We start from the raw sequence: 11,700 nt of genomic DNA, 5'->3' as shown, positions 1-11,700 counted from the left end.
GTCCGAACGGCGCGGAACCTAGCCTAGCCCTGACTCTACCCCACAGCAAGCCAGGAGCTCGTCAGTCATGCCCGGCATCGATGATCTCATCCCCCACGCCGCGCAAATCCGCAAGGAAGCGGCGCTCGAAGACACTAAAAAGGCCGAAGAATATGTGCGCCTCGCCGCCGCCGCCGAAGCCGAGAAGCGCGCCCTGATCGAGCGGCTGAGCAAGCCGTCCGGCAAGACCGAGGAGGAGAAGATCAAGCTCGCCTCGACCATCATCCAGCGCGCGGTTCGCAACGGTCTGACCGAGGTGCAGGTCTACCGCTTCCCGAACACCCTGTGCACCGACAAGGGCCGCGCCATCAACCAGATGGAGGGAGGATGGGAGAAAACGCTGACGGGAATTCCAAAAGAGATATTCGAGCTCTGGACCGAATACCTCAAGCCGCGCGGCTACCGGATCGGCTATCAGGTCATCGACTTTCCTGGCGGCGTGCCCGGGGATATCGGCGTCATCATTTCGTGGGGCGACTGATCACGTTTCGGCCGGATTGACGGAAGGCGGAGCAGCATGGCGAAGGATCGAGCCACAGAGCGGATGAAGCGCAAGGACTACGAGAAGGAGCTCGAAAAGCTCCAGATCGAGCTTTGCCATCTTCAGGATTATGTGAAGGAAAATAGACTTCGGGTCATCGTCCTGTTCGAAGGCCGCGACGCGGCCGGCAAGGGCGGCACGATCAAGGCGATCACGGAAAAGGTCAGCCCGCGCGTGTTCCGGGTGGTGGCACTGCCGGCGCCATCGGATCGCGAAAAGACGCAGCTTTTCTTCCAGCGCTACATGAAGCAGTTTCCGGCCGGGGGCGAGATCGTGATCTTCGACCGGAGCTGGTACAATCGGGCCGGCGTCGAGTATGTCATGGGATTCTGCTCGCCCGCCGAGCACGATCGTTTCCTCGCGCTCTGCCCGCAAATGGAAAAGTACGCCATCGACGGCGGCATCATCCTGATCAAGATCTGGCTCGAGGTCGGGTTGGACGAGCAGGAGCGCCGCTTCAACGCCCGCATCGACGATCCGGTGCGGCAATGGAAGCTCAGCCCAATGGACATCGAATCCTTCAAGCGCTGGTATGATTATTCGCGCGCGCGCGACCTGATGCTCAAGAAGACGAGCACGAAGGACGCGCCTTGGTACATCATTCGGTCCGACGACAAGCGGCGGGCGCGGCTGAACTGTATCGCGCACATCCTGGAGGCTATCCCGCACAAGCGGATCAAGAAGGACAAGGTGAAGCTGCCGAAGCGCTCCGACAAGGGACGTTACAATGACCAGGCCCCCTTGCGCGGGATGAACTTCGTCGCGGAACGATATTGACGAAGTGATCGCGGGCCGCACGGCGGGCGCGGTCCGATCGTTGACGGTCAGATCGATGCTGCCGACGGACTTCGCTGGGTCCGTCAGCAGCGCATTCTTTCAATACGGATACTGGTTGGGGCAGACCCAATTGCCGTACGTGTCCTGATAACAACCGTTATTGTAGTTGTTGTTGTAGTATCCGTAGGCGCCCGCGGCGGCCGCACCGACGGCGGCGGCACCGTAAGCCGCGCCTCGATAGCCATATCGCGGATAGCCTCCGGGATAACCGGCGACCGGACGACCGGGACGGCCCGCAACGGGGTAACCTGGACGGCCAGGACGACCGGCGATCGGATGGCTTGGCCGCGGACCTCCTGCATAGTGGCGCCCGCCTCCGCCATGGATCCGTCCGGCGTGAACGGCGCCGCCATGAAAACCTCCGGCGCGCATGCCCCCTCCACCTCCACGATAGCCACCACCGCCACCTCCGCGGCGGGCATAGGCATCATCGGGAATGAGCGTGGCCGTGAGAAGAACGACGGCCGCAACAAGAGCCAGAAGATAACGAAGCATGGCATGTCCTCCCTCGATATGGGTGCCGTGATCCGCTTTCGACGATGCCTCGCGGAACGCGGTTGGCACCCGAACGTGGCACTGAGTTGCGGCCGCTTCCCTGACCTATGTGCATGAGAGAAGCAGCCGCCATTCAAGCTAGAGCGCCGCGACCGCCGAAGCGGCGCGACTGCCGCTCTACCGCTTCAAAGCTATCGTCACGCCCCCCACAGCGGCTGACAGCTCCGCACCGACCTTCGGCCCGCTAAGCTGCAGAATCACGCCGTTGCCGTTTTGCAGCTGAACGGCACCTGCGCCGGCGGCGACGGCACCGCCCGCACCGCCCACAGCATAAGAGCCTTCGATCGACTCCGGCCCCCTCAGGTTAAGAGCGCGGCCGACCAGCTTGGTGGTCGAGGCGCCGATTGTGAAGCCGACGCTCATGCCCGAGACGGTGAAGGGATATTTGTGGCCCCGCAGCAGCAGAACGCCCTCGCCGCCACCGACGCCGACGATGAATCCGCCTTTGGTGAAGACCACGGCGACCTGGCCGGTCTCTGCCTGCGACGGCGTGCTGAAGCCGGCACTTATCAGCAGAGCAGTCAAGGCGACACGGATGGCGACTTTTCTCATGAGATTCGTTTCCTCTGGTTGTTATGCCGATCTATTGAGCCAGTATCATCGCGAAGTAGCCAAACACGGTGAGCAGAATGCCCGATACGGCGTAGCCGACTGGGAACCCGATCCAGGGCACGGAGCTCTGGATTTCCACCGCGGCTTCGCGGCACGGACCGGAGTGCGACCGCGCACCGGCAACGCCGCCCATCAGCACGGCCGGATTGATCTTGAAGACGTGGAAGCCGATCGCCCAGACGACGAACGGCGGGATCGTGCAGGCGATGAAGCCAGCGACGAAGATCTTCAACGCGACCGCACCCGTGAGCTGCGCCAACAACCCGGCGCCGGCATTGATGCCGACGATGGCGACGAAGACCACGAGGCCGAGATCCTCCAGCACATTGCGCGCCGCGTTCGGTGTGTTGCCGAAGAAGCGCAGTCGGGAGACCAGCGACGAGACGATCACGCCGGACAGCAGCAGTCCGCCGGCATTGCCGAGGCCGATCTTGGCGCCGAAGGCTGGAAATTCGATCATCCCGATCAGGAAGCCGATGATCATGCCGGCGGCGAGCGTCAGCAGATCGGTCGAAGTGTTGGTCCGCGCAATGCGTCCCCACATCTCGCCGAGCTCGTTGACGGCCGACTTGATACCGACCACCGAGACGATGTCCATCCGCTGCAACTCCGTCTTGAGACCGGCCGGAATCTGCACGCCGCCACGTTCGACCTTGGTGACCTGCAGCTGGCCGGCAATCGCGGTCTCACGGAAGGACTCGAAGGTGCGTCCGACCATCTCCTTGTTGGTGACCAGGATGTCCGCCTGATCCATGGGAATGCCGAGCGCCTTGGCGTCGGCAACCTCAGGGCCAATCAGTCCCATCTTGTCGGTCAGATGCTCGGTCGCGCCACCGAGCGCGACGAGGTCTCCCTTTTGCAGCACGACGTCGGGATCGGCTCCCAACGGCTGACCGCCTCGCACCACGTTGACGATGCGGTATTCCGGGTTGATCGTGCGGAATTTGGCGATGCTCATGCCGACCTGGGCCGGATTTTCGAGCCGGTAGGCGCGCAGGCCGAACTGCCGATAGCCGGTCAGGCCGCCACCCTCGAGATCCTTGACGCCAAATTCCTTCTCGTATTGCCTGGCAGCCGCCTTGGCATCGACGCCCCACCAGCGCGGCAGGTATTTGCAGATCAAGATGATGCCGACTGTGCCCCAGATATAGGTAATGCCGTAGGACAGCGCGATCATGCCCGACGCGTCCTCGGGCTTCATGCCGTCAGGAAGCTTGACGACACCTGAGGTGATGGCCTGCTCGGCTGAGCCGATCGCGGCGGACATCGTCTGCGACCCCGCCAGCATGCCGCCGGCAGCGCCGATCGGCAGCGCAAAGAGCTTTGAAAGCATAACGACAAGCGCCAGACCGAGAACGCTCGACACCAGCGCCAGGATGCAGAACTTGAGACCGTCGCCCTTCAGGCTGTTGATGAAGGACGGTCCCACACGTAAGCCGACGCCATACATGAACAAATAGTAGAACAGACTCTTGGCGAACGTGTTCAGCTCAAGCTTCACGCCGTAGACCGACGCCCAAACCGAAAGGGCTGCGCCCACCACGATGGCGCCGGCGACCATGCCGAGGCCGTAACCCTTGATGCTGGCACGGCCGATCCAGACGGCGAGGCCAACGACGAAGAACAGCAACAGAAACGGGTTCTGCTGCAAGAACGTGAAAAAGCTCTGCATGTCCGTCCCCTTTATTACGATGCCGCCTTCAGCTTCGGCGCGGCGCCGGGCTTGGGCCGGCCAATCTTCGCCAGGGCTTCGGCACGTACGAGCTTCAGCCCCTCCTTGGCGTCGTAGCCGTGGATTTCCTTCACATCGAGCTTGCGCATGAAGTCGATGGTTTCCTGGGTGATGACCTGCCCCGGCACCATGATCGGGAAGCCCGGCGGATACGGGATCACGAAACTGGCAGAGACGAGGTCGGGACCGGCCTTGAGGCGACGGTCGATCTCGGGATCGCCGAGCCGGATATATTCGCATCCCGCCGCGTCGTAGGCCGAGTAGAAGCCGCTGCGGATATCGCCCTCATTGGTCCTGGTGCCGGCATCGCCACGGAAACTGTCGTGGAACTGCGAGAAGTTCGGCAGGTCGGGCACATCGGTCATCAGGCTCTTGACCCGCGCCTCGAAGGTCTTCTTCGCATTGGCGCCACCCTGAACCAGTCCACGATCGACCTCGCCCGCAATCTCGGCCAGCACCCTCACCAGATGCGCAACATCGCTGCGGGTATTGTTGATGTTGGACTGGAACAGCACCGAATTGCGCGAGGTCTTGTTGATCTGGATGTTGTACTCGTTTGCCAGGATTCCCTTGAACTGCGTACCGTCGTATCCGGCGGTGCCGCACACCAACGTCATGCGGGTCGGATCGAGGCAGAACTCGTCGTCGTCAAGGCTCTTCAGGACACTCGCCCAGTTTGTGCCGGTGGCCAGATAGTCGGTGAAGCCGCTCTGGCGGTATTGCGCCGGCACCATCGCGTCCGCACCGAGAATCCGGAAGTATTTCGAGATCAGTGGATTGTTGTTGACCGCTTTGCGGATCGCGAACGCGATTTCGATCGCGTTCGCTACCAGACCATAGCCCTCGAGCTCCATCTGACGCCGCGAGACGTCGAGGCTCGCGATGAGCTGCTGGTTCGGGCTGGTCGACGCGTGCGTGAACACCGCCTCCTTGAACTGTTGCTCGACGGTATGGAATTCGACGTCCTTGACCGACAGCATCGAGCCCTGCCGGATTGCCGACATCGACTTGTGGGTCGAGTTGGTCTGGTAGACGCGCAAGCGGATCTGACGCGGATCGGGAATCAGTCGGGTCTTGAGCAGCACCTCGTCCGATGGATTCTTGTCGAGCTCGGCCTGCTGCTTCTCGTAAGCCGCAACCGATTTCGGGTCGTGCATCCAGGCCTCGATCTCGTTCGCGGCGCCCATCGCGGTCCGCCGCCGCAGGAACGGCGAGAAGCGTGCAAAGCCGAACCAGGCTTCATCCCACAGGAAGATCAGATCGGGCTTGATCGCGAGGCATTCCTCCATCACCCGGCGGGTGTTATAGATGTGGCCGTCGAAGGTGCAGTTGGTCAGGTCGAGCATCTTGACGCGGTCCAGCCGGCCATCTGCCCGCGCATTCAGCAGCGCCTGCTTGATGGTCTGCAGCGGCACCGCGCCGTACATCGAATACTCGGTCATCGGGAACGCTTCGACATAGATCGGCTGGGCGCCGGCCAGAACCATGCCGTAGTGGTGCGACTTGTGGCAGTTGCGATCCACGATCGCGATATCGCCTGGCCCGAGCAGCGCCTGCACCGCCATCTTGTTGGAGGTCGAGGTGCCGTTGGTCACGAAGAACACGCGATCCGCGCCGAGCGCGCGTGCCGCCTTGTCCTGCGCTTTCTTGATGGTGCCGGTCGGCTCCAGCAGGCTGTCGAGGCCGCCGGTGGTGGCGCTGCTTTCGGCCAGGAACAGATTCAAGCCATAGAACTCGCCCATGTCGCGGATCCAGTCCGACCTGAAGACAGATTTGCCGCGAGCGATCGGCAGCGCATGGAACGTGCCGATCGGGCGTTGCGCGTATTTCTTCAGGTTGTCGAAGAATGGCGTATCGAATCGATCCTGGATCCCTTCGAGGATGGAGAGATGGAGCTCGAGGAGCTCCTCGATGGAGTAGAATATCCGCCGAGCCACATTGGCCTCGGGGTTCCCCGCCATTTCCTCGACGTCGCGATTCGACATCAGATAGATGTCGAGCTCGGGACGTACCCGCTTGATGACGTGGGCTAGCCGGAGCGCGGACGCGTCCGACTCGTCATTGATCCCCGCGGCGGCGGTCATGGTGCGCAATACCGGCGCGTCGTGACGCGAGCGCAGAGCGAACCCCTCGTTGATGACGACGGCGGCGATATTGGGGTTGAGCATCGTCGCGCAGAAGGCGTCTTCCAGACTTCCGACGATCACCGGCTCATAGACGAACGAATCGACCGGACGCCGCAACTTGCGCCATTCGGCAGCGAGAGCTGGCCACTTCTCGGAGGAGACGCCGGTGACGACCAGCGTTTCGAAATAGGGTCGCCGAGCTGCATGCGATCCGAAAGTTGACGGCACAAGCTCGGGCGCATCACCGTCGCCGTCGTCCTTGGCATCCCAGTCGCCGGCAAGCTGGCGGAAGGATCTCGTCATCAACGCCTGCGTAATGCGCGTCGCGAGAGCAAGTGAACCCGCCGCATCCCCGGCCGAGGCGGCTTCCCGCAAAGCCGCCATCAACTGCAGCCCCGGATAGCCGTGAAACTCCTCTATCACGGAGAGATCGGCCAGGGCCGCGTCAAACATCGCACGGTCGCCGCCGCGCGCCCATGCTTTGGCTGCTTCGACCAGATCGCGCCAGTTGTCTGCCCGTCCGCCGGGCCCGGAAATGAACTGATCGATGCGCTTCTCTGCAGGCTTGGCGTCCTTGGACATGTCTCTCTCCGGATCTTTGCGAGGTCGCAGCCGGATCGTGATGCCCGCTCACCTCGGTTTATTGATCCAAGTCAACGGACGCGCATCTTGAAGAGACCCGAAGCACCTCGCGATGCAATATCGTCCGAGGTGGTTGCCCGATTCCGATTGCAGGCGAGAGAGATCGGATCAGAGCCGGGTGGCCAACACGCCGGCCGGATCCTCCGATATGGGATCAGACGATTGCTTGCTTTCACCGAGCACGCTGTCGACCGAGCGAAGCCAAATCGCACTGTCGGTCTTTTCCGCCAATCCCTCGGCCCGCAGCAGATCGCGCAATTGTGCATGTGCACCGACGATGCAGAAGGCGATATGGACCGAGGCGAGCTTGTCGTGAAGGTCGTGCAACATGCGCGCCCCAGCCAAATCAATGTAGGGCGAAGCGGAGAGATCGCAGACAACCAGCCTGATATCGGACGACTTCAGCAAGGCATCCGACACTGTTTCCAGGATTGTTTCGGCATTGATGTAAAGCAGCGAGGCTTCCGGTCGAAAGGCGATGATACCGACCAATGGCTCGACGCCTTCGTGCCTCGCATCATCGGAGTAGCGGCCGGTGCCCGGGAGCCGGCCGAGGAAGGCGACATTCGGACGTGAGGCTCGCGCCAGGAGCAGGACAATCGAGGCAATCGCCGCCAGCAGAACGCCTTGCAATATCCCCAGGAGCAGCACGGATACCAGCGCAATTGCCGCAGCGTTAAAGTCGATGCGGCTGACCTGCCACATCCGCAACAGCGCGCGGATGTCCACCAGCCTGTAAACGGCAGCAAAGACGATCGCCGCCAGCACCGCCTTGGGCAGATTCGTCAGGGCTCCCGTGAAGAACAGCAGGCACAGTGCCAGCGTCGTCGAACAGATCACCAGAGCCAGGGGCGTGCGCGCGCCCGCATTGTCATTGACGGCAGATTGCGACAATCCGCCCGCCACGGGGTAGCCGTGGCCGAATGCGGCGACGAGGTTGGCCGCGCCAAGCCCCAAAAACTCCTGACGGACATCAAGGGCATAGCCATGCTTGGCAGCAAAGCTGCGCGCGGCGGAGACACCTTCGATATAGGCCAGCAGCACGCATCCCGCAGCCAGCGGGAACAGTTCGTCCGGCTCCAACAGACCAAAGCTGGGTAGTCCAAACGCCGGCAATCCCTCCGGAATTTTGCCGGTCACCGGCACGCCAAGCGATGGAAGGCCAAGCAGTGTCGCCAGCATGATCGATAGCGCCATGATCGTGAGCCCGACCGGCTTTCCCCGCAGCCACCGCTCTCCCACAAGCAGGGACAAGAGAGCGAGGGCTCCGATCGCCAGAACCAGCCAATTGATGCCGCCGAGCTGACCCGCGAGCTTGATGGCGCGATCGAAAAAATTGTGACCGCCTCCGGCAACGCCGAACAGGCTCGGCAACTGGCTCATCATGATGGTAAGTCCCGCGCCGGCCTTGAAACCGACCAGGATACTGTCGCTCACCAAGCGGACGAGAACGCTGAGCTTGAACAACCAGGCGATCAGGCACAGCAGCGCCACCGCGCAGGCGGCCAGGCTCGCGATCTCGGCATATTTCGCCGCGTCTCCGCCGGCCAGCGTCCCGACGGTCGCCGCAATCATCAGCGAGATCGCCGAGGTTGGACCTATTGCAAGCTGGCGCGACGACCCCAGCAGCGCATAGCCGATGCCGCCGAGCATGTAGCCGTAGATGCCGATCTGAGGCGGCAGGCCCGCCAGCGTCGCATAGGCAAGTGACACAGGGAGGGCGTACGCCGCAAGCGTAATGCCGGCGATGGCGTCCGAACGCAGCCAAGCGCTACGGTACTGCGCCAACCATGTCGCCGGCGGAAACAGGAAAGTCCAGCGCGATCTGCGGTTGGATGAGGTCATGAGCTGGCCTCCTCGCCTGGACTTTCGCAACGCAACAGCACAACCAGCAGCGCGATCACGGGGACACCGAGCGCCAAATTCGGGATCTGCTTGGTCGCGAAGGCGCCAAGAGCCGCGCCGAGGCCGAACGTGATACACAAGACAACGAAAATGCCGGGGAGCCGTAGCGCCCCCTCGCCAGACGCTACAGCAAACACACCTTCAATCGCCTGCCGCATGTTGCCCGTGATCATGACGGAGCTGTAGAGCACGCCTTCGACCCTCGTGAAGACGGCGCTCTGTACGGCGGCGACGAAGGAAATGCCAAGCGTTCCCGCAAGATCCGGCAGGCGATTGTGCAGGATGGCGATAGTAACCAGCAGCAGGATTTCGATCAGCGTACCGATCGCGCTGGCGCGCGCTCCGGTTGCCCGTCGCAGCCATGCAGCGACCAGGATACCGGCGGCGAATGCAAGGATCGGCGGAACGAAGTGCAGCGCCTTCGTCCAATTTCCGATCGAGCCATAAACCCACAACAGCACAAGGTTTGCGGTCTGGGCATTGGCCATCACGCCGTGGATGATCCACGTAAAGGCGTCGATATAGCCCCCGGCGAAGGCAAGCAGCAGCGCAATCGGCACCGTTTCGTCGCGGCGTATCGACGAAGCAGCGGCAGTATCCATCGTGCTCATGTCCGAAGGTCGGCTTTGACTCTTGAGGCTCCACAAGAAGCGAGCTTGCCGCCGACCAGGATTGATCTGGATCAACTGTCGCCAGCTTTCGGCAACGAGATTGGCCCCTAACTACTGGAGGCAATGCGCCATGATTACCGTCAGGTGGATCATCTCTGCCGCGCCGGAAATCTTCCTGCTGCTGTCGGTCGCGCTCGGCACCATCCTTGGCCGCGTCCGTATTTTTGGATTTTCGATCGGCACCACCGCATGCACGCTCATCGTGGCGGTCCTGATCGGGCAGCTCGGCACCTTCACATTTCCAGCGCTACTGAGAGTCATCCTCTTCAGCCTGTTCGTATTCACGATCGGGTACCGGTCGGGGCCAGAGTTCTTTGCTTCTCTGAGCATCCGGACCTTGGCGCAGGTCGCCCTCGCGCTCGTGCTTGGCGGCACCGGGCTTGTCATCGTTCTCATATTTGCCAAGGCATTCGCACTCGGTCCCGGCACCGCTTCGGGGCTCGCTGCGGGAGCCCTGACGCAATCTTCGGTGATCGGCACCGCGTCCGGCGCGCTGGCCCAACTCGGGCTCGCCAAGGACGTGCTGGAGCAGCAGGAGGCGAATATCGCCGCCGGATACGCGGTGACGTACGTCCTTGGTTACATCCTCACGCTTCTGTTCGTACCCTTTGTCGCGCCGAAATTGATGCGGATCGATTTGAAGGCGGAGGCTGCGAAGCTGGAAGCGGAGCTGTCAGGAGGAAACCCGCCGCAGACCGAAAATCTGCATTATCGAAAGTTCCAGGCGCGCGCGTACCGGGTGTCGGCAGCGGCGGGACGCACGGTCGGCGCCGTCGAAGACGAGATCGGCAGCCGCAGTGTAATCGAGCGGATCGTGCGCGGGGGAGCTGACGTCGAGCCGCATCGTGACACGGTTCTTGAAGCGGCCGACGACATCGTCATCGCGGGTCGCACGGCGGCCATTGTCGCCGCAAAGCCGATTGTTGGCACCGAAATCGACGCCGACGAGATCCTGAAGGCTCTTCCAGGCAATGTGGTCGACGTCCTCGTCGACAATCGCAAGCTCCACGGCCGCTCCGTCAAGGACGTGGCCGACCGCGTCGGCGACGCCGCGCGCGGCGTGTTCCTGCGCACCTTGACGCGGATGGGACGCGAGGTCCCCTTGAGCGCGGAGACCCGCGTCTATGTCGGTGATGTCATGACGCTGGTCGGCAGCACCCGCAACATCGAGCGCGCCGCCTCGCAGGTTGGACAGATCCTGAGCTCCGAAGACCGTACCGACATCGCATTCCTTGCCGCAGGCATTGCCATAGGTCTGCTTGCCGGTCTCGTGAGCGTCAAGATCGGGTCTGTGCCCCTGACGTTGGGAGGTGGCGGCGGCGCCCTGATTGCAGGGCTTTTCTGCGGCTGGCTGCGCTCTCGGCGGCCGACGATGGGTGCAATGCCTCCCGCAGCGCAGCAGACGCTGAGCGACCTCGGGCTCGGCGGCTTCATCGCCGCGATCGGGCTCGGCAACGGCCACGCGGCCTGGGTCGCGATCCAGTCGCACGGCTTGTTACTGGTCGGCATGGGCCTGGTCGTCACGCTGGTGCCGCTGATCGTGACCACCCTGTTTGCCCATCGCGTGCTCCGCATGAACCCGGTCATCATTTGCGGAGCGCTGGCCGGCGCCATGACGGTCGACGCCGCCGTGACCGGCGCCTGCGAAGTTGCAGAAAGCCAAACCCCCGTCCTCGGAGTCGCCGTGCCTTACGCTGTCGGCAACGTTGTGCTCACCGTGCTTGGACCGATCATCGTGGCCAGCACTTTCGCCGGCTGAAGGAGGCGCGCGTGAACCTGCGGCATGCTTCGACAGTGACCTACTTCGCCGCGGCATTGAGCATCCTGGCCTGCTTTCTAGCCCCGGGAGGCGCCGACCACAATGTTCGTATCCAGGAAGAGGTCTGGGCCTTGCCACTGCCGCTACCTATGTTCGCCTATGTGGTTCGGCCCGTCAGCGACGGACATTTCCTCATCGGCTTGCCCTACACGATTCCGATGTGGGCACCGCTCGTCGAACGATTCCTTGACGCGCAGAAATAGCCGCAGAGCTGGCGCCTG

Annotated in this window: 10 protein-coding genes; 4 read left to right on the top strand and 6 right to left on the bottom strand. The window is 62.6% G+C overall.

Annotated elements, in window-relative coordinates; genetic code table 11:
* Positions 1–67: 67 nt before the first annotated feature.
* Together IVB13_RS32545 and ppk2 are read left to right on the top strand one after the other, a co-directional pair.
* Complete coding sequence (locus tag IVB13_RS32545) at positions 68–520, top strand: hypothetical protein (RefSeq protein ID WP_247362288.1); 453 nt, start codon at positions 68–70, stop codon at positions 518–520.
* Between the two features lie 36 nt (positions 521–556).
* Positions 557–1,357, top strand: coding sequence for a polyphosphate kinase 2 (gene ppk2, locus IVB13_RS32540; RefSeq protein ID WP_247362285.1), 801 nt, complete (start codon positions 557–559; stop codon positions 1,355–1,357).
* 99 nt (positions 1,358–1,456) lie between these two features.
* Here the strand turns inward: ppk2 and IVB13_RS32535 are convergent, their stop codons facing one another.
* The 6 genes from IVB13_RS32535 to IVB13_RS32510 form a co-directional block, all read right to left on the bottom strand.
* Positions 1,457–1,912 (bottom strand): hypothetical protein, encoded by a 456-nt coding sequence (locus IVB13_RS32535; RefSeq protein WP_247362282.1) that lies wholly within the window; start codon positions 1,910–1,912, stop codon positions 1,457–1,459.
* A 177-nt stretch (positions 1,913–2,089) separates the two neighbouring features.
* Positions 2,090–2,524, bottom strand: a complete 435-nt coding sequence (locus IVB13_RS32530; protein WP_247362280.1) for a hypothetical protein — start codon at positions 2,522–2,524, stop codon at positions 2,090–2,092.
* A gap of 31 nt (positions 2,525–2,555) precedes the next feature.
* On the bottom strand, positions 2,556–4,256 hold the full coding sequence (locus IVB13_RS32525; RefSeq protein ID WP_247368047.1) for a transporter: 1,701 nt from the start codon (positions 4,254–4,256) through the stop codon (positions 2,556–2,558).
* A 14-nt stretch (positions 4,257–4,270) separates the two neighbouring features.
* A complete protein-coding gene (locus IVB13_RS32520) occupies positions 4,271–7,024 on the bottom strand; it encodes a decarboxylase (RefSeq protein ID WP_247362274.1) in 2,754 nt (917 codons plus the stop codon).
* A gap of 168 nt (positions 7,025–7,192) precedes the next feature.
* Complete coding sequence (locus IVB13_RS32515; protein WP_247362271.1) at positions 7,193–8,929, bottom strand: SulP family inorganic anion transporter; 1,737 nt, start codon at positions 8,927–8,929, stop codon at positions 7,193–7,195.
* Positions 8,926–9,600 carry a YoaK family protein gene (locus IVB13_RS32510; RefSeq protein ID WP_247364666.1) on the bottom strand — a complete coding sequence of 225 codons (675 nt, stop codon included), beginning with the start codon at positions 9,598–9,600 and terminating at the stop codon, positions 8,926–8,928. The genes IVB13_RS32515 and IVB13_RS32510 overlap by 4 nt, the downstream gene beginning before the upstream one ends.
* A gap of 130 nt (positions 9,601–9,730) precedes the next feature.
* Here IVB13_RS32510 and IVB13_RS32505 point away from each other — a divergent pair, with 130 nt between their 5' ends.
* Both IVB13_RS32505 and IVB13_RS32500 read left to right on the top strand, forming a co-directional pair.
* Positions 9,731–11,419, top strand: a complete 1,689-nt coding sequence (locus tag IVB13_RS32505) for a transporter (protein ID WP_247362270.1) — start codon at positions 9,731–9,733, stop codon at positions 11,417–11,419.
* An 11-nt stretch (positions 11,420–11,430) separates the two neighbouring features.
* Positions 11,431–11,682 carry a hypothetical protein gene (locus tag IVB13_RS32500; RefSeq protein ID WP_247362267.1) on the top strand — a complete coding sequence of 84 codons (252 nt, stop codon included), beginning with the start codon at positions 11,431–11,433 and terminating at the stop codon, positions 11,680–11,682.
* Positions 11,683–11,700: the final 18 nt, after the last annotated feature.

Origin of the sequence: Bradyrhizobium sp. 17 (assembly GCF_023073515.1) — a bacterium.
GTDB lineage: Bacteria > Pseudomonadota > Alphaproteobacteria > Rhizobiales > Xanthobacteraceae > Bradyrhizobium > Bradyrhizobium canariense_D.
Note: the sequence above shows the minus strand (reverse complement) of the source record. Positions and strands in the feature narration are given on the sequence as shown.

Excerpts from the sequence above, each read along its gene's own strand:
- IVB13_RS32545 (WP_247362288.1), top strand. The coding sequence starts at position 68 with ATGCCCGGCATCGATGATCTCATCCCCCACGCCGCGCAAATCCGCAAG.
- ppk2 (WP_247362285.1), top strand. The coding sequence starts at position 557 with ATGGCGAAGGATCGAGCCACAGAGCGGATGAAGCGCAAGGACTACGAG.
- IVB13_RS32535 (WP_247362282.1), bottom strand. The coding sequence starts at position 1,912 with ATGCTTCGTTATCTTCTGGCTCTTGTTGCGGCCGTCGTTCTTCTCACG.
- IVB13_RS32530 (WP_247362280.1), bottom strand. The coding sequence starts at position 2,524 with ATGAGAAAAGTCGCCATCCGTGTCGCCTTGACTGCTCTGCTGATAAGT.
- IVB13_RS32525 (WP_247368047.1), bottom strand. The coding sequence starts at position 4,256 with ATGCAGAGCTTTTTCACGTTCTTGCAGCAGAACCCGTTTCTGTTGCTG.
- IVB13_RS32520 (WP_247362274.1), bottom strand. The coding sequence starts at position 7,024 with ATGTCCAAGGACGCCAAGCCTGCAGAGAAGCGCATCGATCAGTTCATT.
- IVB13_RS32515 (WP_247362271.1), bottom strand. The coding sequence starts at position 8,929 with ATGACCTCATCCAACCGCAGATCGCGCTGGACTTTCCTGTTTCCGCCG.
- IVB13_RS32510 (WP_247364666.1), bottom strand. The coding sequence starts at position 9,600 with ATGAGCACGATGGATACTGCCGCTGCTTCGTCGATACGCCGCGACGAA.
- IVB13_RS32505 (WP_247362270.1), top strand. The coding sequence starts at position 9,731 with ATGATTACCGTCAGGTGGATCATCTCTGCCGCGCCGGAAATCTTCCTG.